This is a genomic window from Stutzerimonas stutzeri, assembly GCF_038561965.1.
Classification (GTDB): domain Bacteria; phylum Pseudomonadota; class Gammaproteobacteria; order Pseudomonadales; family Pseudomonadaceae; genus Stutzerimonas; species Stutzerimonas stutzeri_AA.
Genome location: NZ_CP139348.1, coordinates 769136 through 794679, shown reverse-complemented (window position 1 = coordinate 794679; position 25544 = coordinate 769136). Strand labels below are relative to the sequence as shown.

Annotated in this window: 25 protein-coding genes; 13 read left to right on the top strand and 12 right to left on the bottom strand. The window is 63.5% G+C overall.

The window, feature by feature from the left end:
- Positions 1 to 219: 219 nt before the first annotated feature.
- Positions 220 to 1779, bottom strand: coding sequence for a sigma-54-dependent transcriptional regulator (locus tag SM130_RS03545; RefSeq protein WP_102824442.1), 1560 nt, complete (start codon positions 1777 to 1779; stop codon positions 220 to 222).
- A 250-nt stretch (positions 1780 to 2029) separates the two neighbouring features.
- Between SM130_RS03545 and phhA the strand changes: the two genes are divergently transcribed.
- The 5 genes from phhA to cynS all read left to right on the top strand — a co-directional run bounded on the left by phhA (position 2030) and on the right by cynS (position 5992).
- Positions 2030 to 2815, top strand: a complete 786-nt coding sequence (gene phhA / locus SM130_RS03540) for a phenylalanine 4-monooxygenase (RefSeq protein ID WP_102824441.1) — start codon at positions 2030 to 2032, stop codon at positions 2813 to 2815.
- A gap of 131 nt (positions 2816 to 2946) precedes the next feature.
- The gene (locus SM130_RS03535; RefSeq protein WP_041108580.1) at positions 2947 to 3303 is read left to right on the top strand and encodes a 4a-hydroxytetrahydrobiopterin dehydratase; all 357 of its coding nucleotides are present in this window, start codon (positions 2947 to 2949) and stop codon (positions 3301 to 3303) included.
- On the top strand, positions 3303 to 4499 hold the full coding sequence (locus tag SM130_RS03530; protein WP_102824440.1) for an amino acid aminotransferase: 1197 nt from the start codon (positions 3303 to 3305) through the stop codon (positions 4497 to 4499). Before SM130_RS03535 ends, SM130_RS03530 begins: the two co-directional genes overlap by 1 nt.
- A gap of 197 nt (positions 4500 to 4696) precedes the next feature.
- Positions 4697 to 5458 carry a phytanoyl-CoA dioxygenase family protein gene (locus SM130_RS03525; RefSeq protein WP_102824439.1) on the top strand — a complete coding sequence of 254 codons (762 nt, stop codon included), beginning with the start codon at positions 4697 to 4699 and terminating at the stop codon, positions 5456 to 5458.
- 84 nt (positions 5459 to 5542) lie between these two features.
- The gene (cynS, locus tag SM130_RS03520) at positions 5543 to 5992 is read left to right on the top strand and encodes a cyanase (RefSeq protein WP_102824438.1); all 450 of its coding nucleotides are present in this window, start codon (positions 5543 to 5545) and stop codon (positions 5990 to 5992) included.
- A gap of 18 nt (positions 5993 to 6010) precedes the next feature.
- On the opposite strand, the gene SM130_RS03515 is transcribed toward cynS, so the two are convergent.
- Positions 6011 to 6565 carry an ankyrin repeat domain-containing protein gene (locus SM130_RS03515; protein ID WP_102824437.1) on the bottom strand — a complete coding sequence of 185 codons (555 nt, stop codon included), beginning with the start codon at positions 6563 to 6565 and terminating at the stop codon, positions 6011 to 6013.
- Positions 6566 to 6627: 62 nt separating this feature from the next.
- Complete coding sequence (locus SM130_RS03510) at positions 6628 to 8166, bottom strand: catalase (protein WP_102824436.1); 1539 nt, start codon at positions 8164 to 8166, stop codon at positions 6628 to 6630.
- A gap of 290 nt (positions 8167 to 8456) precedes the next feature.
- On the opposite strand from SM130_RS03510, the gene codB reads away from it, so the two are divergent.
- Together codB and codA are read left to right on the top strand one after the other, a co-directional pair.
- A complete protein-coding gene (gene codB / locus SM130_RS03505; protein WP_102824435.1) occupies positions 8457 to 9734 on the top strand; it encodes a cytosine permease in 1278 nt (425 codons plus the stop codon).
- A gap of 14 nt (positions 9735 to 9748) precedes the next feature.
- Positions 9749 to 10984 (top strand): cytosine deaminase, encoded by a 1236-nt coding sequence (codA, locus tag SM130_RS03500; RefSeq protein ID WP_102824434.1) that lies wholly within the window; start codon positions 9749 to 9751, stop codon positions 10982 to 10984.
- Here the strand turns inward: codA and SM130_RS03495 are convergent.
- Positions 10978 to 11664, bottom strand: a complete 687-nt coding sequence (locus SM130_RS03495; RefSeq protein WP_102824433.1) for a c-type cytochrome — start codon at positions 11662 to 11664, stop codon at positions 10978 to 10980. The genes codA and SM130_RS03495 overlap by 7 nt on opposite strands.
- 342 nt (positions 11665 to 12006) lie before the next feature.
- Between SM130_RS03495 and SM130_RS03490 the strand changes: the two genes are divergently transcribed.
- Both SM130_RS03490 and SM130_RS03485 read left to right on the top strand, forming a co-directional pair.
- Positions 12007 to 12510 (top strand): acyl-CoA thioesterase, encoded by a 504-nt coding sequence (locus SM130_RS03490; RefSeq protein ID WP_102824432.1) that lies wholly within the window; start codon positions 12007 to 12009, stop codon positions 12508 to 12510.
- 116 nt (positions 12511 to 12626) lie between these two features.
- Entirely contained in the window at positions 12627 to 12971 is a 345-nt protein-coding gene (locus tag SM130_RS03485) for a zinc ribbon domain-containing protein YjdM (RefSeq protein WP_102824431.1), read from the top strand.
- A 48-nt stretch (positions 12972 to 13019) separates the two neighbouring features.
- Here SM130_RS03485 and SM130_RS03480 read toward each other — a convergent pair whose 3' ends face one another.
- Entirely contained in the window at positions 13020 to 13748 is a 729-nt protein-coding gene (locus tag SM130_RS03480; protein WP_102824430.1) for a DUF1294 domain-containing protein, read from the bottom strand.
- A gap of 136 nt (positions 13749 to 13884) precedes the next feature.
- On the opposite strand from SM130_RS03480, the gene SM130_RS03475 reads away from it, so the two are divergent.
- Positions 13885 to 14715, top strand: a complete 831-nt coding sequence (locus tag SM130_RS03475) for an NYN domain-containing protein (RefSeq protein WP_102824429.1) — start codon at positions 13885 to 13887, stop codon at positions 14713 to 14715.
- A 10-nt stretch (positions 14716 to 14725) separates the two neighbouring features.
- Here SM130_RS03475 and SM130_RS03470 read toward each other — a convergent pair whose 3' ends face one another.
- Positions 14726 to 16126, bottom strand: coding sequence for a diguanylate cyclase (locus tag SM130_RS03470; RefSeq protein ID WP_256044954.1), 1401 nt, complete (start codon positions 16124 to 16126; stop codon positions 14726 to 14728).
- A 217-nt stretch (positions 16127 to 16343) separates the two neighbouring features.
- Here SM130_RS03470 and SM130_RS03465 point away from each other — a divergent pair, with 217 nt between their 5' ends.
- Positions 16344 to 16742 (top strand): hypothetical protein, encoded by a 399-nt coding sequence (locus SM130_RS03465; RefSeq protein WP_102824427.1) that lies wholly within the window; start codon positions 16344 to 16346, stop codon positions 16740 to 16742.
- Between the two features lie 12 nt (positions 16743 to 16754).
- On the opposite strand, the gene SM130_RS03460 is transcribed toward SM130_RS03465, so the two are convergent.
- The 6 genes from SM130_RS03460 to SM130_RS03435 all read right to left on the bottom strand — a co-directional run bounded on the left by SM130_RS03460 (position 16755) and on the right by SM130_RS03435 (position 23054).
- Complete coding sequence (locus SM130_RS03460) at positions 16755 to 17681, bottom strand: ABC transporter permease (protein WP_102824426.1); 927 nt, start codon at positions 17679 to 17681, stop codon at positions 16755 to 16757.
- The gene (locus tag SM130_RS03455; protein WP_102824425.1) at positions 17681 to 18817 is read right to left on the bottom strand and encodes an ABC transporter permease; all 1137 of its coding nucleotides are present in this window, start codon (positions 18815 to 18817) and stop codon (positions 17681 to 17683) included. The genes SM130_RS03460 and SM130_RS03455 overlap by 1 nt, the downstream gene beginning before the upstream one ends.
- Before the next feature lie 128 nt (positions 18818 to 18945).
- A complete protein-coding gene (locus SM130_RS03450; protein WP_102824424.1) occupies positions 18946 to 20535 on the bottom strand; it encodes an ABC transporter ATP-binding protein in 1590 nt (529 codons plus the stop codon).
- Positions 20532 to 21635, bottom strand: a complete 1104-nt coding sequence (locus SM130_RS03445; RefSeq protein ID WP_102824423.1) for a BMP family ABC transporter substrate-binding protein — start codon at positions 21633 to 21635, stop codon at positions 20532 to 20534. Before SM130_RS03445 ends, SM130_RS03450 begins: the two co-directional genes overlap by 4 nt.
- A 25-nt stretch (positions 21636 to 21660) precedes the next feature.
- Complete coding sequence (locus SM130_RS03440) at positions 21661 to 22047, bottom strand: VOC family protein (protein WP_102824422.1); 387 nt, start codon at positions 22045 to 22047, stop codon at positions 21661 to 21663.
- The gene (locus SM130_RS03435; protein WP_102824421.1) at positions 22044 to 23054 is read right to left on the bottom strand and encodes an isopenicillin N synthase family dioxygenase; all 1011 of its coding nucleotides are present in this window, start codon (positions 23052 to 23054) and stop codon (positions 22044 to 22046) included. The genes SM130_RS03440 and SM130_RS03435 overlap by 4 nt, the downstream gene beginning before the upstream one ends.
- A 718-nt stretch (positions 23055 to 23772) precedes the next feature.
- On the opposite strand from SM130_RS03435, the gene SM130_RS03430 reads away from it, so the two are divergent.
- Positions 23773 to 24222 (top strand): DUF2231 domain-containing protein, encoded by a 450-nt coding sequence (locus SM130_RS03430; RefSeq protein WP_423835155.1) that lies wholly within the window; start codon positions 23773 to 23775, stop codon positions 24220 to 24222.
- Complete coding sequence (locus SM130_RS03425; protein WP_102824420.1) at positions 24219 to 25511, top strand: PQQ-dependent sugar dehydrogenase; 1293 nt, start codon at positions 24219 to 24221, stop codon at positions 25509 to 25511. Before SM130_RS03430 ends, SM130_RS03425 begins: the two co-directional genes overlap by 4 nt.
- Positions 25512 to 25544 lie beyond the last annotated feature (33 nt).

The following is a 25544-nucleotide window of genomic DNA, read 5'->3' as shown; positions in this document are numbered from 1 at the left end:
TGGGAACCCAATCAGGGCGCTCCCGCGCCCAGCGACGCGGAGCATCGCCAACCACGCCCCCCACGCAGAGCATGGGAGCGATCAGAAATAGAAGTAGCTGGCCTCCAGAGCAGGTCTGTGGCCTGCATTCACCGCGGGGTCGCGCCTCTCACCGCCTCTGCTCTGCGTTGCCATGCAGGCGCTTCAGCAGGGCCGACCGAATACTGACAGCCACAGGCCTCACGCATCTGCCTTGCCCACCCCATGCTCGCGCAGCTTGTTGGCGATGGTGGTATGCGACACACCGAGCCGCTTGCCCAGTTGGCGGCTGCTCGGAAACTGCTTGTACAGCCCTTCCAGCACGGCCTTCTCGAAGCGCCCGACGATGCTCGCCAGATCGCCCTCAACTGAGAAATCGCCCAGCGGTTGCGCTGCGCCGTAGCCCGGCAGGCGAATATGCTCAGGCTTGATGGTGCCGCCCTCGCAGAGCGAAACCGCCTGGAACAGGGTGTTCTCCAGCTGCCGCACGTTGCCCGGCCAGTGATAGCCGGCCAGCCGCTCCAGCGCCTGCGGCGAGAGCGTCGGCAGCGGACAGCCGATCTGCCGGCTGGCCTGATCGATGAAGTGCAGCGCCAGCAGCTGCAGGCCGTCCAGGCAGTCGCGCAGCGGCGGAATGTGCAGCGACAGCACATTGAGGCGGTGATAGAGATCCTGGCGAAACTGGCCGGTGGCGCAGAGTTCGGACAGGTCGAGCTGGGTCGCGCAGATCACCCGCACATCGAGATAGACCTCCTCATCGCTGCCGACCCGACGGAAGCCGCCGTCCTGCAGAAAGCGCAGCAGCTTGGCTTGTAGTCGTGGACTCATCTCGCCGACGCCATCGAGAAACAGCGTACCGCCAGCGGTCAGCTCCAGCAGGCCGAGCTTGCCTTCCGGGCGCGCGCCCTCGAAGGCACCAGGGCCGTAGCCGAATAGCTCGGTTTCGGCCATGGACTCCGGCAAGCCGGCGCAGTTGAGCGCCATAAACGGTGACTGGCCGCGCGGGCTGGACAGGTGACAGGCGCGTGCCAGCAGCTCCTTGCCGGTGCCGGTTTCGCCCTCGATCAACAGCGGCGCATCCAGCGGCGCCATGCGCCGCGCCTCGCGCACCACCGCCGCCATGACTTTCGAACTCTGGAAGATGCTGTCGAAGCCACGCAGCTCCTGCTTGCGCACCTGGTAGATGCGTTCACCGACCCGGTCGGCGCGATGTAGGGTCAGTACCGCGCCGGCCAATGCCTCACTGTCGTCGTGTTCGGATTGCAGCGGCGCAATGTCGGCGAGGAACACGTCGCCCTTGATCTTCACCCGCAGGCCGTTGATCCGCGCTTTGTTGGCGCGCACCAGCTCGGGCAGATCGAAATCCTCGGCGTAGCGCGACAGGCTCATCCCCGGCACTTCGTCGACGCGCACGCCGAGCAGCTGCGCGGCAGCACGATTGGCGGCGACGATGGCGCCGCTCATGTCGATCGACAGCACCGGAAACTCCAGCGCGCCGAGCAACGCATTGAGTTCCAGGGAATGCCGCTCGCTGGGCATCAGGCTGACCTTGCGCAGCTCGAACACGCCGGGCAGTGCCTCGATCTTTGGCCGCAGGGCCTGCAGCTGCAGGTTCATCAGGTTGGGACAGTGCAGGTAAATGGCGTTGCCCTGCTCGCCCCCCACCTCTCCACGGGCGACGTTGATGCCGTAGTCGACCAGCAGGTTGAGCATGTCGCGCAGGATGCCGACGCGGTTCTGGCAGAGAATCTTGATACGCATGACGAAGCCCTGTTGTTTTGTTGTGGGGCTGGCGACGCTTCACTGGAACGCCGCAAATTTCCGTCAAGATTATTTGCCAGATAAGGCGCTTGGCAATGCCGTCGATCCGGCCACTGGCGATAACGTCACGCTTTCCTTACACCGCGCACCGCGCTCGCTGCGACATTCCGCCACATTCGCACTCCCCCGCGGCGCGACTTCGCGTTCGAATGAAGGCAACAACAAGATGCCTAAGCGGCCAGGAGTACCGATGAAGACCACCCGCTACGTAGCCCGCGAACCGGACGCGCAGGGGCGCATTCATTACCCGGACGCCGAACATGCCGTCTGGCAGACCCTGATCGAGCGCCAGCTGAAGCTGCTCGACGGCCGCGCCTGCCAGGAATACCTCGACGGTCTCGACCAGCTCGCCCTGCCCCGCGAGCGCATCCCGCAGCTCGGCGAGATCAACCGCGTGCTGGCTGCCACTACCGGCTGGCAGGTCGAGCGCGTACCGGCGCTGATCCCCTTTCAACGCTTTTTCGAGCTACTGGCGAGCAAACGCTTTCCGGTCGCCACCTTTATCCGCACGCCGGAAGAACTGGATTACCTGCAGGAGCCGGACATCTTTCACGAGATCTTCGGCCACTGCCCGCTACTGACCAACCCGTGGTTCGCCGAATTCACCCACACCTACGGGCAACTCGGATTGAATGCCAGCAAGGAAGAGCGGGTATTCCTCGCCCGCCTGTACTGGATGACCATCGAGTTCGGCCTGGTGGACACCCCGGCCGGGCTGCGCATCTACGGCGGCGGCATCCTCTCCTCGCCGAAGGAAACGCTCTACAGCCTGTCCAACGAGCCGGAGCGGCAATCGTTCGATGCCATGGAAGCCATGCGCACGCCTTATCGCATCGACATCCTGCAGCCGCTGTACTTCGTCCTGCCCGAGCTCAAGCAGCTGTTCGACCTGGCCCAGCAGGACATCATGGCGATGGTGCGCGAGGCCATGCATCTGGGGTTGCACCAACCGAAGTTTCCGCCGAAGGCGGCCTGATTCGGTGCTCGTGGCGGGCTGAAGCCCACCCTACGGGCGCCATCTATTCTGTAGGGTGGGCTTCAGCCCACCACCTTGCCTAAGCTTTCAATCTTCAAACGACGTCAATCATCAAGAAAGGGACCTACACCATGACCGCCCTCGCCCAAGCCCAGTGCGAAGCCTGCCGCGCCGATGCGCCAAAAGTATCCGATGAAGAACTGGCCGAGCTGATCCGCGAGATTCCTGACTGGAACATCGAGGTGCGTGGCGATCACATGGAGCTGGAGCGTGTGTTCCTGTTCCGCACCTTCCGCCACGCCCTGGCCTTTACCAATGCCGTCGGCGCCATCGCCGAGGAGGTCGGCCACCATCCCGCCCTGCTCACCGAGTGGGGCAAAGTGACCGTGACCTGGTGGAGCCATGAGATGCGCGGCCTGCACCGCAACGATTTCATCATGGCCGCACGCACCGACCAGCTCGCCGCCAGCGCGGAGGGCCGCAAGTAATGCACTTCGGCCAGATTCCCCGCGTGCCCGGCGACCCGATCCTCGGCCTGCTCGACTTGTATCGCGCCGATCCCAACCCGGCCAAGCTCGACCTGGGCGTCGGCGTCTACAAGGATGCCCAGGGCCTGACGCCGATCCCGCGCGCGGTGAAGCTGGCCGAGCAGCGCCTGGTCGACAGCGAGCAGACCAAGAGCTACATCGGTGGCCATGGCGACCCGCAATTCGGTGCCCTGCTGCTGCGCCAGGTGCTCGGCAGTCGCGCCATCGCCCTCGGTGAACAGCGCGCCGGCTGCACCCAGGCGCCCGGCGGCACTGGCGCGCTGCGGCTGGCCGGTGAGTTCATCGCCAAGTGCCTGCCCGGACGCAGCATCTGGCTGAGCGACCCGACCTGGCCTATCCACGAAACCCTGTTCGCCGCCGCCGGCCTGCGCGTGCAGCACTACCCCTACGTCGGCGCCGACAACCGCCTCGATGTCGACGGCATGCTCGCCGCGCTGCAGCAGGTGCCGGCCGGCGACGTGGTGCTGCTGCACGCCTGCTGCCACAACCCCACCGGCTTCGACCTGGATCACGACGACTGGCTGCGGGTGCTCGACGTGGTGCGTGCACGCGAGCTGTTGCCGCTGTTCGACTTCGCCTATCAGGGCTTTGGCGATGGCCTGGAAGAGGACGCCTGGGCGGTGCGACTGTTCGCCGAAACGCTGCCGGAAATACTGATCACCAGTTCCTGCTCGAAGAACTTCGGCCTCTACCGCGAACGCACTGGCGCGTTGATCGCCGTCACCAGCGATGCCGAGCGCCTGCTCGATGTACGCAGCCAGCTCGCCTCCCTGGCGCGCAATCTCTGGTCGACACCGCCCTCTCATGGCGCCGCGGTGGTGGCGACGATCCTCGGCGACGAGCCGCTGCGGCAGATCTGGCAGGACGAGGTCGAGCGCATGCGTCGGCGCATCGCCAGCCTGCGCGCCGGTCTTGTCGAGGCGCTGACGCCCTATGGCCTGGCCGAGCGCTTTGCGCATATCGCCCAGCAGCGCGGGATGTTCTCCTACACCGGCCTCACCGCCGAGCAGGTACGGCGGCTGCGCGCCGAGGATTCGGTGTATCTGGTGGAGAGTGGTAGGGCCAACGTCGCCGGGCTGGATGCCGAGCGCCTGGATGCGCTGGCCAAGGCGATTGCACGGGTAGTTTCGAAGTAAGCGAGGTGCGCGCCGGTGACGCCGCTTCTGGCGACGCCGCCGGGTACGCCGGAGCGAGGAGACAGTCGCGCGGCTCGTGACCACGCAGCTGGCTGCCGGAGCAGCGTCGGCACAGTAGCGCGGCAAGCTTTCATCTGGCTTTCAACGTGCGCCCACGCTGCCTATGCTGAGCGATAGTCGTCCGACCGATTACTGCCATGCCTGACTCCGCCACAACCCGCCAACAGCTCGCCGCCCTGCACCAACAGGGTTTCGTCCTGCTGCGCGGGGTGGTCGACCCATCGACGATCACAGCACTGCGTGATGCCATCGACCGGCTCGAACCCATTCACTGGGACTACCAGGGCCTGGTCGACGATCACTTCAAGTGCGTCTTCAACCGCTCACCATTCTGGCTGCGCTTTCTCGACCTGCCCGGGGTGATCGAACTGGCCGAGGCGGCGCTCGGCACCGATTGCCACATCATCGGCCAGACTGCCTGGCGCAGCCGACCCGGCTTTATCGGCGGCGAGCTGCACGCGGACTATCTGGCCATGGAGCTACCGGAAAGCCTGCTGGCCGATCCGGCCTTCGAGCTGCCGATGCAGGTCTGCACCGCGCACCTGTACCTGGACGACATCGACGCCGACCTCTGCCCGACCCGGGTGATTCCCGGCAGCCACCGCGCCGGGCGCAAGCCGCGCCCGGGCGAAACGCAGTGGCACGGACGCGCGCCTGAGCCGGTGCTGTGCCAGGCCGGCGACTTGCTGTTCTTTCGCAGCGACCTCTGGCACGCCGGCAGTCGCAACCGCACCGCCGAGCGCAGCCGCTACCTGCTGCAGATCCACTACGGCCGGCGCATGGTCGCGCAGAAGTTCTCGCCCTACCTGCACTTCAGCTTCAACCCCGAGGTGCTGGCCGCTGCCACGCCGCGCCAGCGCCGCTTGCTCGGCGAGCACGAAGCGGCCGAATACGACTGAAATCCCTGGCACCGAACCTGCATCGACTGAAGCCAGCCGCGCCCGCGCGGCCATTGACTCGCATTCGCCAGATGAGGATTCGTCATGATCAGCAGTCGTGAACAGGTCACCCAGATGATCGTCGCCGCCAAGGTGCGCAAGGGCCTGAAGTGGGCGCATGTCGCCGAAAGCATCGGCATGTCCAAGGAGTGGACCACCGCCGGCTGCCTCGGCCAAATGGCCTTCGACAAGGCCCAGGCGGAAACCCTGGGGCAGCTCTTCGAACTCTCCGACGAAGCCGTCGCCTGGCTGCAGATCGCTCCCTACAAGGGCTCGCTGCCCACCGCGGTGCCCAGCGATCCGCTGATCTACCGCTGGTACGAGCTGGTCAATGTCTACGGCACCACCATCAAGGAACTGATCCACGAGGAATTCGGCGACGGCATCATGAGCGCCATCGACTTCTCCATGGACATCCAGCGCCAGAGCGACCCCAAGGGCGATCGCGTCAATGTGGTGTTGTCCGGCAAGTTCCTGCCCTACAAGAGCTACTGAGGCGCCCGGCCAAACCAGTCAGCGGGTGCGGATCTCCCCGCGCGCCAGGCTTTCCACGTTGTTGCCCAGCGGGTCAGCGGCGCTCAGGTCCGCACCACGTTCGCGCAGCGCTTCGAGCAATGCCTCGCGCTGGAACAGTGCCGCGTACATGGCTGCAGTCTGGCCGGCGGCATTGCGCTGGTTCGGATCGCATTCGGTGGCCAGCAGCCGCTTGGCGATGCGCAGCTCGCCTTTGAAGATCGCGCCGAGCAGCGCCGTATTGCCGCGTTTGTCTTCGGCGCAGGCATCAGCCCCGGCGGCGAGCAGACGCTCCACCGTGTCGCCATGGCCGTTGTAGGCCGCCAGGATGAGGGCGGTGTAGCCCTTGTCATCGGCGGTATTCAGGTCGTAACCGGCCTGGATGAATTCGTCGAGAATCTCGTTATCGCCGAAACGCCCGGCATTGAGGAAGTAGTCGCGCAACTGCGTCTGCACCGCCTCGCGCGTGTCAGCCGCGTTCGCCAGTGGCCCATCATTGGCCAGGGCGGCCCCGCTGCCCAACAGCAGCGCTGCCATCAGCAAAAGACCTTTCATGTTCTCTCCAGCTAAAAAAGACCCGGGCCATCGCCCGACCCGGGTCGAATACAACCGGTTGCTTAGTCCTGCAGTTCGGCAGCCAACGCCTTGACCCGCTTGAGGTCGGCCTTGGCGACTTTGCTCAGGCCTTCGCCGTAGCTCACGTCGGCCTTGTAGAAGAACGACAGCAGGATGTGCTTGGCTTCGTCGTCCGCCTTGGCCAGCTCGCCGCCCAGGGTGTTGACCAGGTCTTGCTGTTCCTTCTTGCTGAACGAGCGATACAGATCGCCGGCCTGCTTGAAGTTCTGCTGGCGCTGGATCGGCGCCTGCTGGGTGGTGCCACTCAGCTCCAGCTTGCTGTACACGGCGCGCGGGGTTTCCTCACGGTTTTCGCGACGGCTCGGCTGGTAATTGACGCTGCTGGTGGTGTGGCCGGCGTTCAGCTGGCCGTCCTGATTGCCGTTGTTGACCGGCACCTTCGGGCGATTTATCGGCAGGCTCATGCCGTTGGCACCGACGCGGTACATCTGGGTGTCGGCATAGGAGAACAGACGGCCCTGCAGCAGGCGGTCCTCGGACGGCTCGATACCTGGCACCAGGTTGGCCGGCGCCATGGCGACCTGCTCGGTTTCCTGGAAGATGTTGTCCGGGTTCTTGTTCAGCACCATCTGGCCGATCTTGCGCTCCGGCACGTCGGGCCAGATCTTGGTGGCATCCAGCGGATCGAAGTCGAACTTGGCCAGGTCCTCTGGCTTGAGCACTTGGATCATCAGGTCCCATTTGGGGTAGTCGCCGTTGTCGATGGCGGTGATCAGATCGCGGCTCAGGTGGCTGTAGTCCTTGCCCTGCATCGCCTCGTTCTCTTTCGGGTCGAGGTTCTTCAGGCCCTGCTGGCTCTTCCAGCGGAATTTCACGTAGTGGGTTTCGCCTTCGTCGTTGACGAACTTGTAGGCGTGCACGCCATTGCCATCCATCATCCGGTAGCTCGCCGGGGTGCCCTGGTTGGAGTACAGCAGGGTCAGGGTGCGGGTCGACTCGGGGTGGTGCGAGAGGAAGTCGAAGCGGCGCGTATCGTCATCCAGGTTGGTGCGCGGGTCCGGTTTGAACGAGTGGACCATGTCCGGGAACTTGACCGCATCGCGAATGAAGAAGGTCGGGAAGTTATTGCCGACCAGGTCCCAGTTGCCATCGGCGGTGTAGAACTTGGTGGCGAAGCCGCGCGGGTCACGCAGGGTTTCCGGCGAATGCAGGCCGTGCACCACGGTGGAGAAGCGGACAAATACCGGGGTGCTGCTGCCCTTCTCGAAAACCTTGGCCAGGGTCAGGTCGGAGATGTCGTCGGTGGCGGTGAACTCACCGTGGGCACCAGTACCGCGGGCATGCACGACACGCTCGGGTACGCGCTCGCGGCCGAAGCGTTGCAGCTTCTGCAGCAGCTGCACGTCCTGCAGCAGTACCGGGCCGTTGGGGCCGGCGGTCTGGGAATTCTGGTTGTTGCCGACCGGCGCGCCGTTGTCGCGGGTCAGCGGGGCAGCGTTGGCGGACAAGGCAAACAGGCTCGCGGAAAGAACGCCGAGCGCAAATCGCGCGGGCGCGGAGCGCAATTGATTCGGGGACATGATGCTTCCTCTTCTGATTTCTAATCGCGTACAGAAACGCGAAGTGGAAGCCTAAGAGCCGCTTGACCGATGCCCCAATTGAATAAGCCGAACGCCGTCATAGAGAAAATGTCGCTCCGCTTGGCGGAACTTCGCGCTAAGGCGCCATCCCGGTGCAGGCAGCCAGGGCTGTGCACCGCCACGAATCAGCGTGAAGACAGCGTTCATCGCCAGCGCGCCGAGTTGGCCGATCGGTCAGCAATGGCATGGCATCTGCAATCCGGCTGCATCCACCCAGCGGAGCATCCACCATGAAACAGCCCGTCGACACCGACTACCCCCTGAGCGAAGTGCCGGCCGGCGCACGCAAGGGGCTGTGGTCGACTTCCATTCTGCTGTTCGGCTTCACCTTCTTCACTGCCACCATGTTCGCCGGTGGCAAGATCGGCCTGGCCTTCGACTTCAAGACCATGCTCTGGGCCGCGGTGCTCGGCAACCTGCTGCTCGGCGCCTATGCCGCCGCACTCGGCCTGATCGCCTGCCGCAGCGGGCTGAATTCAGTGCTCATGGGGCGTTTCTGTTTCGGCGAAGTCGGCAGCCGGCTGTCCGACTTCCTGCTCGGTTTCACCCAGATCGGCTGGTATGCCTGGGGCACGGCGACCATCGCCATCGTCCTGGTGCGTCTGCTGGAATTGCCGGAAAGCTGGACGCTGCCGTTGATGGTGCTGTTCGGTTTCGGCTTCTGCCTGACCGCCTTCGTCGGCTACAAGGGCCTCGACCTACTCTCGCGTATCGCGGTGCCGGCCATGCTGGTGCTGCTGATCGCCTCGCTGTGGACCGCCACCCGTGATGTCGGCGGGCTGGACGGCCTGCTCGCGGTGCAGCCGGCCGACAGCCTGACCCTCGGCATGGCGATCACCATGATCTTCGGCACCTTCGTCAGCGGTGCAACCCAGGCCACCAACTGGACGCGTTTCGCCAGGAGCAGCAAGGTCGCGGTGTGGGCCAGCCTGATTGGCTTCTTCATCGGCAATGGTCTGATGATCGTCGCCGGCGCCTACGGGGCCATCGTTTACCAGCAGCCGGATATCGTCGAAGTGCTGGTGCTGCAGGGCCTGTCGATGGCCGCGGTGGTGATGCTCTTTCTCAACCTCTGGACCACCCAGGACAACACCATCTACAACTTCGCCGCCGCCGGCTGCAACCTGCTGCGCACCGAGCGTCGCCGCCTGGTCACCCTCGGTGGCGCCTTCGTCGGCACGCTGCTGGCGCTCGGTGGCATGTACGAACTGCTGATCCCGTTCCTGATCCTGCTCGGCTCGATCATCCCGCCCATCGGCGGCGTGATCATGGCGGACTATTTCTACCGCCATCGCGGGCACTATCCGAAACTGGCCGAAGCGCGCCTACCCAAGTACAACAGCCTGGGCCTGGCGGCCTATGTGCTGGGCGCCGCCTGCGCCTATTTCTCGCCCTGGGTGGCGCCCATCGTCGGCATACTGGTGGCCGCCGCGGCCTATATTGTGCTGTACGAAGGCCAGCGCCTGGCCCAATCGCGCACGGTGCTGACGCGAACCGACGCACGCTGAACCAAGGAGTCGCCATGAACATCCTCAACGCCCGCCTGCGGGGTCGCAGCGGTCTGTACCGCATCGAACTGGACGGCGCACGGATCGCCGCCATCAGCGCGCAGCAGGCTCCGGCCGAAGCCAACGACGGTGATATCGACGCTGCCAGCAACCTGGTGGTGCCACCCTTCATCGAGCCGCATATCCATCTGGATGCCACCCTCACCGCCGGCCAGCCGGCGTGGAACATGAGCGGTACGCTGTTCGAGGGCATCGAGCGCTGGGGCGAGCGCAAGGCGCTGGTGACCCACGAGGACACCAAGGCGCGTGCGAAGAAGACCATCGACATGCTGGTCGACCACGGCATCCAGCATGTGCGCACCCACGTCGACGTCACCGACCCGACGCTGTCGGCGCTGAAATCGATGCTTGAAGTGCGCGAGGAAACCCGCCACCTGATGGACCTGCAGATCGTCGCCTTTCCGCAGGAGGGCATCGAGTCGTTCAAGGGCGGCCGCGAATTGATGACCGAGGCGATCGCCATGGGCGCCGATGTGGTCGGCGGCATTCCACACTTCGAGAACACTCGCGACCAGGGCGTCAGCTCGATCAAGTTCCTCATGGATCTGGCCGAGCGCAGCGGCTGCCTGGTGGACGTGCACTGCGACGAAACCGACGACCCGCAATCACGCTTTCTCGAAGTGCTCGCCGAAGAAGCGCGCGTGCGCGAGATGGGCGAGCGCGTCACCGCCAGCCACACCACGGCGATGGGCTCCTACGACAACGCCTACTGCTCCAAACTGTTCCGCCTGCTCAAGCTGTCGAAGATCAACTTCGTCTCCTGCCCGACCGAGAGCATCCATCTGCAGGGCCGCTTCGACACCTATCCCAAGCGTCGCGGACTGACCCGTGTGGCCGAGATCGATCGCGCCGGGATGAACGTCTGCTTCGGCCAGGATTCCATCGTCGACCCCTGGTATCCGCTGGGCAACGGCAACATCCTGCGCATTCTCGAAGCCGGCCTGCACATCTGCCACATGCTCGGCTACGAGGACCTGCAGCGCGGCCTTGACCTGATCACCGACAACAGCGCACGGACGCTGAACCTGGGCGAGCGCTACGGACTGGAAGTGGGGCGCCCGGCGAACCTGCTGGTGCTGTCGGCGCCAGACGATTACGAGATGCTGCGCACCCAGGGCCATGCCCTGCTTTCGGTGCGCAATGGTGAAGTGCTGATGCGCCGCACGCCGGCGCAGATTCAGCGTTACTGAGCGGCCGCGGTCGTCTTGCGCAGGCGGTTGATGTTCGCCATCTCCTCGGCGGGAGTCAGCCTGAGGTGCGATAGATAGGTCGCCAGCGCCTCGACGTCCGCAGCGGAAAGATGGCTGGCAACACCAATCATCACCGAACCGGTGCGGCTGGGGTCGTTCTCGCGGAAGCGCGTCAGCGCCTTGCGGATGTATTCGTCCGGCTGCCCGGCAAGCCGCGGCATGGTTTCCATGCCCTCGGCATGCGCGCCGTGGCAGCCGGTGCAAGTGGTCTGGAAGATCTTCTCGCCGGCCTTGCGCAATGCCACATCTGGCGTGCCCTCCGGTGGGCTGACCTTTTGCTGGCTGAAGAATACTGCGATGTTCACCCGTTCCTCCGTGCTGAGGTTCTTCGCCAGCTTGGACATGACGAAGTCGACACGCTCACCACTGGCGAACTTCTCGAAGGAGTGGAACAGGTAAAGCGGATTCTGCCCGGCGAGATTAGGGATGTGCTTGCGCTTGCTGTTGCCTGCTTCGCCGTGGCAGTAGGAGCAGAACACCGCACGCTCCTGCCCCGCCAAGCTGGCCTGCTCGCGTCGTTGCTCGTCAGCCATGACGTAGTTGAAGCGCTCGATAATCGCCTCGCTGGCATGAGAAATGGGTACGAAGCTGGCGAGCAAAGCAAGAACGAGCATACGCATGGGAGGCATCCGTTTACTGAAGTAGCCGGGGGAGAGTTCTTTTTAGGCGACCGACTATAGAAAGCGGCAGGCGCAACGACCCCGGCACAGGTCAACAAAAGTGCTGCGGGCATGCGCAATCAACCTTGTTCGTGATTTCCATCACAACGCAGAAGACTTCCGGACCAAGCTAGAGGACATTAGCGCCATGGCTGGCGCTTTTTCCGCCAAATGACAGAAGTGCGCGCCTTTGCCGCATTGACGATAGAAAAAATCGATGAAGCGATTTGCCAGATAGCCCAGACAGACGAGAGGTATTCGACTAAAGTAGCGACCCTTGATCCCCGAGGAGCCGTAACCCCCATGTTAGATGGACATGCAGAGCTGACCATGACCGTGCTGATGACGCCGGACAAAGCCAATTTCTCCGGCAACGTACATGGCGGCACGCTGCTCAAATATCTCGACGAAGTCGCCTATGCCTGCGCTAGCCGCTACGCCGGGCAGTATGTCGTCACCCTCTCGGTGGACCAGGTGGTGTTCCGCCAGCCAGTGCACGTCGGCGAGCTGGTCACCTTCCTCGCCTCGGTCAACTACACCGGCACCACCTCGATGGAGATCGGCATCAAGGTCATCACCGAAGACATTCGCGAGAAGACCGTACGCCACACCAATAGCTGCTTCTTCACCATGGTCGCCCTCGGCGAGGACGGCAAACCGGTGCCAGTGCCGCCGCTGAACCCGAAAACTGCCGAGCAGCAGCGCCGTTTCGCCCAGGCCTACCAGCGCCGCGAAATCCGCCGCGAGCTTGAGCATCGTTACAGCGAGCTACGCGCAGGCAGCGAGCGCCTCACTGCGGTGAAATAAGCCCCCGCTCTGAGACGGCGTGGAATCCAGCCGGCCTGGATCCACGCCAGCGCCCAACTTGTAACAAAACCTTATACAATGCACGGCCTTCCGCACCCCGCCTTTAAGGACCTGCCGTGAGCACCTTGCCGCCCTGCCCCAAATGCAACTCCGAATACACCTACGAAGACGGCCAGATGCTGATCTGTCCCGAGTGCGCCCATGAGTGGTCAGCCAGCGAAAGCGCGACTGCCGCGAACGAGAGCGACAAGGTGATCAAGGATGCCGTGGGCAACACCCTCCAGGACGGCGACACCGTCAGCGTGATCAAGGACCTCAAGGTCAAGGGCTCGTCGCTGGTGGTCAAGGTTGGCACCAAGGTGAAAAACATCCGCCTGTGCGATGGCGATCACGACATCGATTGCAAGATCGACGGCATCGGCGCAATGAAGCTGAAGTCCGAGTTCGTCAAGAAAGTCTGAGCTGAGACGCTCCCCCGAAAGCCCGGCGCTCGCCGGGCTTTCGCGTTTTCAGAGCAGTCGCAACAGCCAGTCCAGGCGATCACGCGTGAATCCACTGCCGATGAACAGCAAGTCGATCCAGAACGCCTGATGCACCACCACGATCAGCCAGAACGCCAGCTGATAGCTCAGCTTGCGGGTCTTGTGGCGGAACAGCTGCTGCGCCAGCAGCGCGCCCGGCCAGCCGCCCGCCAGTTCGAACATGTGCAGCGTGGTTTCCGGCGTGCGCCAGCGGTCCTTCAGCGCGCTGTGCTTGTCGCGCCAGTAGAGGAAGAAGGTCACTAAGCTGGCCACGGCATAGATCACCAACGGCAACACCGCGCCCAACCGGTATAGGCTGCCTAGCAGCGGCAGCAGACACAGCAGGCCGAAGACCACCAGCTTGGCTGGCAAATATTGGATGCTGCTGGCGAGCAATTTGCGCGACGGCTTGCCGGCGCTTCGCGCAGCGCCAGGTGAGCCGACCTGTTGCTGATTGGTCTGCCGCTGGCTACCCGGACGCTGGCGAATCGCCGGTTGATCCAACGTCATCGGCGCGTCCAGACGCAAATGCTCGGCGCGCAGCCGCCCCTGAGGATCGCGCCCGGCCAGATAAAGCACGCGATCACCCACCAGCGGCCGGCGCTCGCCATGCACAGCAGAGATATGCGCAAACACGTCCTCGCCGCCCTGCTCTGGACGGATGAAGCCAAAGCCCTTCTGGTCGTTCCAGCTTTTCAGCGTGCCCCGCTGTTCCATGCCGAGAATCCATGTAATGAAAGGCGCGCATGCTAACCGAGCCCGCCGCGCTCGGCATGTGTTGGCTGCACGCCGCTATGGCCAGGGCACAGCTGTCGGCGTTAAGGTCGGGCGATCTTCAGCCCAGGGATGAACCATGGCCAGCAAGCCCAGCAGTTCGAACAAGCAGAAACACCTAGCGGTCCTGATCGACGCCGACAATGCGCCCGCCGCCATCGTCGAGGGGCTGTTCGAGGAAATCGCCAAGTATGGCGTCGCCAGCGTCAAGCGCATTTACGGCGACTGGACCAAACCCAACCTGGGCAGCTGGAAGAAGGTCCTGCTCGACTATTCGATCCAGCCAATCCAGCAGTTCGCCTATACCTCGGGCAAGAACGCCACCGACAGCTCGCTGATCATCGATGCCATGGACCTGCTTTACACACGGCGCTTCGACGGTTTCTGCCTGGTTTCCAGCGACAGCGATTTCACCCGCCTGGCTGCGCGCATCCGCGAGGAAGGTCTGACGGTGTACGGCTTCGGCGAGCAGAAGACGCCCTCTCCGTTCGTTTCCGCCTGCGACAAGTTCATCTACACCGAGATCCTGCGCGCCGATGCGCCGAAAGCATCCATCGAAGCAGCGCTGCCGGAGAAGCTTGCCGCCGCAGTACAGGCCGAGGAACCGGGCAGCAAGCCGCCAAAGGCAGCCGATAAAAGCGACACCATCAAATGCCAGCAGGTACCGGTGGACTTCATCGCCAAAGTGCTCGACGACCTGACTGAAGAAGACGACTGGATTCAACTGGGAACGCTGGGGCAGAACATCAGCAAGCTGCGCCCGGCTTTCGACCCACGGCTGTATGGCTGCAAGAAGCTCAGCGACCTGATCGCCAACCAGCCCAAACGCTTCGACCTGGAGTCCCGTGGCAGCAGCGCCACCGGTGGCAAGGACCTCTACGTTCGCCTGCGCAAGCCCGGCAAGCACTGAGCGCAGCGGCTCAGATCGGCCTCTCGTCCGGTGCCTTCCAGCACACCCGATCCCGGCCTTCATGCTTGGCGCGGTACAACGAGGCATCGGCACGGCGCAGCAGACTGTCCACGGTGTCCGTCGCGTTCAGTTCGGCGACGCCCGCGCTAAGTGTCTGGGCTCTGACAGTGCTGAACGGGAACGTCCGTGCCTGTTCGCACAGCCGCTCGGCGAACAAAACCGCCTGTTGCCCACTGGTTTCCGGACACAACACCAGAAATTCCTCACCACCCCAACGACCTACCGCATCGCTACCGCGCAGGCAGGACTGCAGCAGACCGGCAAACTGTTTGAGCACACGGTCGCCCATCTGGTGACCGAACTCGTCGTTGATACGTTTGAAGTGATCGATATCCAGCATGACGACCGAAAACGGCCGGTGATACCGCCGAGCCTGCTCCAGCGCCTTGGCGAAACGCCGATCCAATGCTGCACGATTGGCCAGCCCGGTGAGCGCGTCGGTTTGCGATTTGACTTGTAGCTGCTCGTTCAGCCGGCGCAACCGCCCGATCCAGAACAGACTGGTCAGCAGCATCACCGAGAAAGCCACCACGATCTGGAGGATAAGCCGGTAATCGGTGCCTGACTGCAGGCGCACCAGCGCATGGCTGTTGGCGATCTGGTTCAGCTCGCTCGGGGTGATGGTTGCGATCGCCTTGTTCAGTATGTCGCGCAGCACGGGCTCGCTTTTCAGCACGCCGATTCGGAACTGGTTATCGAAACTCGTCAGCTGGCCAGCGATCTTCAGGTTGAACCAGCCTTCCCGGCGAATGGTGTAAGCGGCCACAGTCAAGGAGCGCACCGTCAGATCCGCCTTGCGATCGTTTACCAGCGCCAGCGCCTGAGCATCCGTGTCGGTGCTGATAACGCGAAGCTGAGGAAAGTCTCGCCGCACGCTTTCCTCCACCGAGGTGCCGGACGGCAACGCGACGGTGGCGCCTGCAAGGGCAGAAAGGTCCGCCACGTACGGATGATCTTCCCGCGCGATAACCACATTGGCGTCAGTGAACAGCGGTTGCGTGAAGATCAGCCAGGCATCACGCAGGGGCGTCTGATTGAGAAAGCTGAGCAGTTGGCAGCGGCCGGCCTGGGAATAAGCAACCGACTCATCCCAGTCGCTGGTTGCCACGATATCCAGTTGCAGCCCCGCGCGAGAGGCAACGAGCCGCAGCAGATCGGCTGCGATCCCCTCATGTTCGCCACGGGCATTGAGAATCTCGAACGGCAGCCAGTCGGGATCGACGCAGATGCTGACGGAGCGATTGTCAGCCAGCCAGTCACGCTCGGCTGCGTTTAGTTCGAGCGCTACATCGGCCGAGGCCGCTGCACCACCCGCAAACGCCAGCAACGCAAGGAGCAAATACCTAGTCACTTCAGCCACCCTAAAAAGGACCGCACGTAACATTGGCGACTGTTGCAGTTCAACACGGCGCAAATGACACGGCAAGACGATAGATAGCTATACGCCATCATTTTTCGTGCCAACGTTTTTTTGACGCTCGCTCATCATTTGCAATCATTGAGTCAAGAAGCTATCGAACCGACTGCAATTGACCACTTCTAACGGGGACCGAATGACGGAGGTTCTTATGAAAAATCAGCTTGCCCTCGCCTGTAGCCTGGTGCTTTGCGCTCCGCTAGCCCTCGCCCAGACGCCCCCGCCTGAAATCATCACGCATCTCAATGGCTTGGATATCGAGGTGAGCCCGATGGGCGTGCCGGCCAAATCCGAGGGCGTGGAAGGCGAATTGCTCGGCGTGCGTGCAGTGAAAGTGATGAATCGCACTGGAAGCCAGGTTTCCTGCGAGTTTCACGTACCGGACGACGCGCGTTCGGATACCTCGGCCTCGCCGGTATTCAGCATTGCGCCAAATACTCAGCGCACCGAGCGAGTGCCGGGCGACTACTCCCCAGACCAGCCCTACGCCGAGATCACTTGCCGTTCAAGTGATCAGAGCCAGAACCAGAACCAGAACCAGGCAGAATGATGAATCGCCGCTTCAGCGGCGTTCCTCACGGATGAAGGGAATACCCAACGCCCCCGGCTGGTTGCCGGCGACGTTCTTGCCACTGGCGACCCAGATCATCACGGCCAGGGTCACGGCGTAGGGTGTCATCAGCACGAAGTATTGAGGCAGGCGCACGCCCGCCGCGGCCAGTTGCGGGATCAGCGCTTCGATGCAGCCGAACAGCAGCGCACCCGCCAGTGCTTTCCATGGTGACCAGCGGGCGAAGATCACCAGCGCCACGGCGATCCAACCGCGGCCGCCGGTCATGTCGGCGATCCACAGCTTGGTGCTGAGCACCGAGATATAACCGCCCGCCAGGCCGATCAACGCTGAGCCGGCGAGAATCGCCGCCAGCCGATAGCCGAGCACGGAAATCCCCGCTGCATCCGCCGCCTGTGGGTTCTCACCGACCGCGCGCAGCCGCAGGCCGGTGGTGGTGCGGGTGAGGAACCAGACCACGGCGAGAAAGATCAGCGGCGTCATGAACACCAACGGGTTCTGCACGAAGATCTTCCCCAGCAGTGGCAACTCCGACAGCGGCCATAGCTCCACCGCGCCCAGGCCCTTGACCGGCTTGTTGGCCCAGTCCAGCAACGTGCCGAGCAATCCGGTCAGCCCCTGACAGAAGAACACCAGCGCCAATCCCGCGATCACCTGATTGATGCGCAGCACCAGCACCATCAGCGCGAACAGCAGCGAGACCACGGCCGCCGCACCCATCGCCAGCAACAGCGACATGCCATGACTGCCGAACGCCAGTTGCGCGCCAATCCCGGCCAGCGCGCCGACCAGCATCAGCCCCTCGGCGCCCAGAGCCAGCACCCCGGCCCGTTCGGTAAGAATCAGCCCCAGCGCCGCAAGGGCGAAGGGCACGGCGAAGTCGGGCGTGTTGCCGAGCCAGTTGGCGATCATGTCCATCAGCTTTCGCCTCCCTGAACGCGGCGGATACGGTGGCGGATAAAGAAATCCGAAGAGGCGACACAGATCACCAGGATCGCCTGGATCAACTGCACCATGGAAAAGGGGATCTGGTAGAACACTTGCAGGCTGCGTCCGGCGACGAACAACATCGCCATCAACAGCGCCACCACCAGCGCTGCTACCGGGTTGTTACGGGCGAGAAAGGCAATGAGAATCCCGGAGAAGCCGTAGCCCTGATAGAACGACTGGGTCAGCCGGCCCTCCTGCCCGGCCGTGACGAGAAACCCGGCAATCCCGGCCATGGCGCCGGAAATCAAAACCGTGCCGATGATCATCTTCTGCACCGGCACGCCTACTGCGCCGGCCACCCGCGGGTTGGCATCGACGAAGCGCAGGTAGAGCCCGGCGCGGGAAATACCGAGAAACCACAGCGCCAGCAACGCCACGACCACCGCCAACGGCACTGCCGCGCTGATGCCGTCGAACAGTTCAGGCAGGCGCTCGAACGGCTGGAACTGCGGCGAATAGGGGAACGAACTCTTCGGGTCCTTCCAACTGCCATAAAGCAGGTGCAGCAGGAAGTTGATCGCCAGGTAGTTGAGCATCAGCGTCGAGATGATCTCGTTGACCTTCAACCGCAGCTTGAGCAACACCGGCGCCAGCGCCCAGAGCAGACCGCAGATGATCGCTGCCGCCAGCATCAGCGGCAGGCGCAGCGCCTGCGGGCCGACCTCGAACAGGGAGATCGCCGTGGCACCGATGGCCCCCCAGATCATCTGCCCCTCAAGGCCGAGGTTCCAGAACTTGGCACGGAACGCCATGCAACCGGCCAGGCCGACAAGGATCATTGGCGACGCCTGGAACAGCACGGCGGTAAGGCTCTGCGCATCGAACACCGTGAGGATGACGAATTCGTTGAGCAACTCGCCGGCCGGTACGCCAGCGGCAATCAGGATGGCGGCGGAAATGCTCAAGCCGAGCACTAGCGCCGCGGCAATGATCAGAGCCTGCCAATGCCAGGCCAGTTGCTGGCGAATCTCCAGTGCGTAACGACGTGACAGCAAGGGTGGCTTCTGAGGTTTCGACGCCTTCGCGGCCTGCTCAAGCATCATCGGGCGTACCTGTTCATTCATGACTCATCTCGCGTCATCCCCTATCTGATTGCCGACCTCTACAGGCGAACTCATTCGCTTCTTCTCTGCACCGCACCGGACGTAGATGTGCCGGACCCTCCCGGCGGCCACCGAAGCCAGAGAATCACTCAACCCACGGCGCTCTGTGATCGTTCCTCGTCATGGCTCAACGCTCCATGCCCTACGTCCCCATGGCTGACCATCGCGCTGCCGATGGCCTGGCGATCCGCGGGCCGGTTGAATTCGGCGACGATGCGCCCGGCGTTCATCACGCCGATGCGGTCGGCCAGGGCCAGCACTTCGTCGAGGTCTTCGCTGATCACCAGCACCGCCGCGCCAGCATCACGGGCGGCGCGCAGGCGGCCATGCACCGCAGCGGTGGCGCGTACATCGAGGCCGCGGCTGGGGCTGTGAACCAACACCAGTTGCGGGTCTCGGGAGAATTCGCGAGCGATCACCAGTTTCTGCGCGTTGCCGCCGGAGAGCAGTGCGGCCTTCTGTTTCAGCGAGCGCACACCCTGTACATCGAACCCAGCCACCGCCTCGGCGGCCTCGGCCTCCAGGCGCTTGCGCCGCAGATTGAAAAAAGAGCCGTAGCGGCCGCTATGCACCTGCCCGACACCGAAGTTCTCTGCCACCGACAGCTCGCCGGCCAGTGCCGTGCCGTAGCGGTCGGCCGGAATCGAGGCGATGCGCAGCTCGCGGCGTTGCTCACTACTAGCCCGGCGCAGATCGCCAAACCCGGTCAATTCCAACGAGCCTTCGCAGCGCTCCGGAAGGCCCATCAGCACGTTCGCCAATTCGCTCTGGCCGTTACCGCCAACACCGGCGATACCGTAGATCTCGCCAGCACGCAGGCTCAGCGTCACGCCATTGAGTGCGCCATGCCCATCCGCGCCGGTCGATCTGAGATCACGCACCTGCAGCCGCACCTCGCCCGGTGTCGCCGGTTGATACTCACTGGCCGGCGCGGACTCGCCCACGGTCAGGCGCACCAACTCTGGCACCGAGACCGACTGCGGATCGAGGGTTTGAATCGTCCGCCCGCCGCGCATCACGGTGACGCGGTCGGCGAAGCGCTTCACATCGCTCATTTTGTGGGTGACCAGAATCACCGCTGCACCCTGTCGGGCAAAGGCGCGCACCGTCTCCAGCAGGCGCTCGGCTTCCTGGTCGGTTAGCACCGCCGTCGGCTCGTCGAGGATCAGAATCCGCGCGCCAGCCAGCAGCACCTTGAGAATCTCCACCCGCTGCTGCTCGGCCACCGAAAGGCTTTCGGTGGTCTGACGCGGGTCGATGGTGAAACCCAACTCAGCCGCCTTGTCGCGAATCCGCTGCTCCAGTGCGGCCAGCCGCTGCCGGTGGCTGCCCGCGAACGCATGATTGCCGGGCCCCAAGGGCAGCCCCAGCTGGATGTTCTCGGCCACGGTGAAGGGTTTCACCAGCTTGAAATGCTGATGAACCATGCCGATGTGGTAGCGGCTCGCATCACGAGGACCGCTGAGCCGCACTGGGTTGTCGTCGATGAATAGCGATCCGCTTTCCGGTGCGTAAAGGCCCGCGGCGATGTTCATCAGCGAGGATTTGCCCGCGCCGTTCTCGCCGAGCAGCGCGTGCACCTCGCCCCACTTGGCGGTGAAATCCGCCTGGGACAGGGCCATGAAGCCGTCGAACGACTTGCTCACCCCGGTCAGCTGGATCGCGTTCAGGTTACTCATTGCTGGGTGATCACTCCCTTGACGAACCAATCCATCTGCCACAACGCCGGGTCGGCCATGACCTCGCCAGCGGCGATGCGCTCGGTGCCGTCGCGGTCGAGCATCGGGCCGGCGTAGATCTTCTTCTCGCCTTTGAGCAGCTCCTCGCGGGCGGCCATGATCTTGGCCTTATCCGCTTCGGAAACCGCCGGGCCGCAGCAGGCCGCATCGGTGCCGCCTTCGGCCATGGACAGCAGCGCACCGTTCTCTGGTGGCGTCCAGTTGCCGGCGCTGATCTTCTTTAGCTCCGGCGCGAGGAACTTGTCCCACACCCAGACCGATGAACAGACGGTGGCGTCCGGGGCGAACTCGCTCATGTCGCGGTGGTGTCCGGTGCCATGCACGCCGCGCTCCTGGGCGACGATTTGCGGCGTCGGGCTGTCGACGTGCTGGCCGAGCACGTCGGCCCCAGAGTCGATTAGCGCCATGGCGGCGGCGCGCTCCTTCACCGGATCATTCCAGGCGCCGGTGTAGACCACGGTGACGGTGGCGTCCGGGTTGATCTGCTGGGCGCCGAGGGCGAAGGCGTTGACCGTCCAATTGACCTGGCCAAAGGGGTTAGCGGCGACAAAGCCGAGCTTGCCGGTCTTGGACGCCGCGCCCGCCGCCATGCCGCACAGGTACTGGCTTTCGTAGGTACGCCCGTAGAAGGATTCGAGGTTGCCGCTGTTGGTGGTGCCCGAGCCGTTGAGGAAGGCCACGTCCGGGTACTTGTCGGCCAGCTCCTTGAAGGTGTCCGAGTAGCCGAAAGCGGTGCCGATGATAACGTTGGCGCCGCGCTGGATCAGCCGGTCCACGGCCGGGCGGATCGAGGAGGCATTTTCCGGCACGCTTTCGACGTACTGGATCTTGGTATCGAGCTCGGTTTCGAGCTTCTGCCGCGCCTCGTCGAAGGCCTGAGTCCAGCCGCCATCATTGCGCGGGCTGATGTAGAGCATGGCGATCTTCGCTGGTTTGTCGAGGGTCAGCCCCTGCCCTTCCTGCGCCGCGGCGACGCCAACAGTTGTTGCCAGGCCGAGAGCCACCGCCGCACACAAGGTCCGTTTCATCTGATTGAGCATTTTTGGTCTTCCTGAGGTTGGCACGTCAAAGCATGTGGTTGATACGAAACACGTTGTTTTCCGGGTCCAGCAGCACCGCCTGATACCAGTGGTAATAGGTTTCGTAGGGCGCCTTGATCAGCGTCGCGCCCATGGCGACGGCAATGGGCACCAGGCGGTCGACTTCCTCTTTCGAATCGGCATCGATGTTCAGCAGGAACTTGCAGCCGCGGGTGTCGGCGAACTCGTTCAGATGCAGCAGTTCATAGGCTTCCGGCGCGTTGAAGCCGATGCAGCTCTTGCCGGTATCCAGCCCGCGAAAGATCGGCGAGGCGATCTCGGGGATGTGCTTGAAGCCGAACAGCTCGCGGTAAAAGCCGCTCAGGGCTTCGATGTCGCGGGCGAACACGTTGACGTATGAAAGCGTGCTCATGCGACCTCCAGGCCTTTGCCGAATGTGGTCTGCTTGACGAACTTGGAGAGCAGGTTGTCGCCGGACGTGACCGGCGCATGACGCGGCGCTTCACCCGCGGCCAGGCAACCCGGCAGGCACTCGATCAGCGCGTCATAGTTGGGCTGGTGGAAGAACACCAGTGACTGGCGGCCGTTGTCGGCAGGGCTGTCGGCCGGCGGATTGACTACGCGATGCAGGGTGGAAATCCACTGATCGTTGGTCCACTGCATCATCAGGTCGCCAATGTTCACGGCGAAGCCGTTCTCCACGTAGGGCACATCCACCCATTCGCCCTGGCGGTTGCGCGCTTGCAGGCCGCCCAGCGCGTTGTCCGGCTTGACGATGGTCAGGCTGCCGTAATCGGTGTGGGCGCTTGCGCGCATCTGCCCCGGTTCGACGTCGTCCTTCACATCCGGGTAGCTGAGGCTGCGGAACATGCTGATGTGCTTGTCGATCTTGTCGTCGAAGAAGGTTTCCGGCAGCGCCAGCGCCAGCGCGAAGATGCGCATCAGCGACTGCGACAACTCGCTCATGGCAGCGAAGTACTCGCGGTAGGCCTGCTCGAAGCCTTCGATGCCGGTGGGCCAAACGTTCGGCGCGAAATGCGGGCCGGCTTCGGCGCAGTGGTAATAGTCCTCAAGCGGCACATCGCTAGGGCCGATGGAAAAGGATTCCTTGAGATCGCCGGGCGCGGCCTCCTCCATCGAATACGACAGGCTCTCTTCGGCGATGGCGCTGTAGCCGCGCACCATTTCCGGGCTGGGCCGGTCGACCTTGCGCTTTTCCGGCAACGGCAAGGCGAAGAACTGCCGCGTCAGCCGCGACACGCGCTCGATCAGTTCGGTGGGGATCTGGTGATTAGTGATGACCAGAAAACCAATGTCGCGGCAGGCCTGATCGACGGCCTTGGCCACCTGGGCCTTGCCCTCCGGCGTGCCGGCGAAATACGGCGCCAGGTCGATGATGGGAACGTATTGCAGAGTCATGGGTGACGCACTCCTCTGACGCAAGGCTGAAACCTGAGCGCGTCGCCAATGGCGCAGGCGCTTCTCTGTATGCATGCCGCAGCGGGCCGGTCGCTCCGTTTGCACGCGAGGGCGACAGCGAGGAAGGAGCAGAAAGCGTGCCACTGATCTGATTCGCTTAAAGATCAGCAACTTAGCGTTTACGAGGAGAAGTAACGGATCAAATGGTCCGCTTCGGAGCACTTGGTTTGTGCGCAAGGCACGAAAACCGGGCCGCGAAAGTGCGTCCGATAAGCGAAAGGCGGTCGGCCGCGAAAAGGCGGCCGACACGTAAACGAATCAGACGGATCAGACGGATCAGCTATGACTTACGCTCTTTATCCGGTAGCCCTGCGGCGTCGGGCGTAACCGCGCATGCTGTCCGCACCAGCTGCCGAAATCGGCATATACCAGGCATACGCTGGCGCTTGTGCATGAGGCAACCTGCAACATTTCATTTCCCTGCAGTTGCCGTAGCCAGGCTCTCCGAATGATCGAACTGAGGCGCCAGTGTGGTCGCTCAGCCATCCGCACACCTGCCGTCTTCACGCCTTGCCTTGCCAAAAGGGAAGCTCGCCGCTCATTGGCAGTGAACTAACGATGCAACGTCACGATCCCCTTTTAAGCACAGTCAGAGCAATCCGGACCGCCAGCGCATCTGCGTCGAGCATGAGGGGTCTCCAGCGATGAGGATATCTACGTGACCGTTATCACCCACCGCACGCAAACCACCACCCACAGCATCTCCCGCCACGTACCCAACCCGCTGCATGGGACGTTGCTTGCGGGCACCGTGCCGCTGTTTCTTGGCGCCATGTTGAGCGACATCGCCTACTTCAAGACTTATGAGATTCAGTGGAGCAACTTCTCCGCCTGGCTGATTGCCGGTGGGCTGGTGTTCTGCGGCTTGGCGTTGCTGTTCGCGGCGGCGAACCTGATCCGCGCGCAACACCGGAAAGGGCGACCACTGGCCTACTTCATACTGCTGCTGGCGGCCTGGCTGCTGGGCTTCATCAATGCTCTGGAGCATGCCAAGGACGCCTGGGCAACCATGCCGTTGGGCCTGGTGCTGTCGGTGATCGTTACCGTATTGGCGTGCGCCGCAACGTGGCTCGGCCTCAGCAACCTGCGCGATGGAGGTGAGGCATGAAGCACTCCAGCGCACTGACCACTCTGGCCATGGCCGTACTGCTGAGCGCATGCGGTGGCGAGCAGGATGCCTCACAGCATTACGGCACCAACCCCAAGCTTCCCGAACCGGAACGCGGCCTGCTGCCCAGCATGAACATCGCCGAGCCCGAGCCCTGGGGCGAACAAGTGCCCACGGTGCCGGAGAACTTCAGCGTGACGGCGATTGCCACCGACCTGAAGATTCCGCGCCAGACCCTGGTGCTGCCCAACGGCGATATCCTTGTTGCCGAAGGCCGCGGCGGTAACGCGGCCAAGCTCAAGCCGAAGGACGTCATCGCCGGATATCTCAAGGCCAAGGGCAACACCTCGGTGGAAAGCGGCAATCGCCTGACCCTACTGCGTGATGCGGACGGTGACGGCACGTACGAGCTGCAGACCGTGTTCGCCGAAGACCTCAACGCGCCCTACGGCCTGGCCTTCCACGACGGCAATCTGTATGTCGCCAATCAGGACGAGCTTGTGCGTTTCGATTATCAGGACGGCCAGACCGAGGCCGCCAGCCCGCCGACCAAAGTGGCGGACCTGCCGTCGGAGATCAACCACCACTGGACCAAGGCCCTGACCATCAGCCCCGACGGCCAGTACCTGTATGTCGGCATCGGCTCCAACAGCAACATCACCGAGCGCGGCATGGAGGCCGAGGTCGACCGCGCGCTGGTCTGGCAGGTCAACGCCGAAACCGGCGCCTACAAACCCTACGCTACGGGGCTGCGCAACCCCACCGCACTGGCAATCCAGCCTGAGTCCGGCCAGCTCTGGGCCGTGGTCAACGAGCGCGATGAACTCGGCGAAGACCTGGTGCCGGATTATCTGACGTCGGTACAGGAAGGCGGCTTCTACGGCTGGCCGTACGCCTACTGGGGCCAAAACGTCGATGACCGCGTACGCCCACTGGACTCGGACAAGGTCGCCGCCTCGCTCACGCCGGACTACGCCCTGGGCTCGCACGTCGCCGCGCTAGGGCTGGACTTCTCATCGGACGTGATGGGCGAACAGTTCGCCGAAGGCGTATTCATCGGCGAGCATGGCAGCTGGAACCGTAAGGAACCGGTCGGCTACAAGGTGATCTTCGTACCCTTCCGCGACGGCCGCCCCGCAGGCGAGCCAATCGACTTCGCCACAGGCTTTCGCACCGACGACGGCAAGACCCGGGGCAGGCCGGTCGGCGTAACCGTCGACCCGCGCGGGGCGCTGATCGTCGCGGATGACCTGGCCAATGTCGTGTGGCGAGTGACGCGAACGCAGTAAGCGCATCGAGAGCGCAGCCAGCGGTCCTATCGA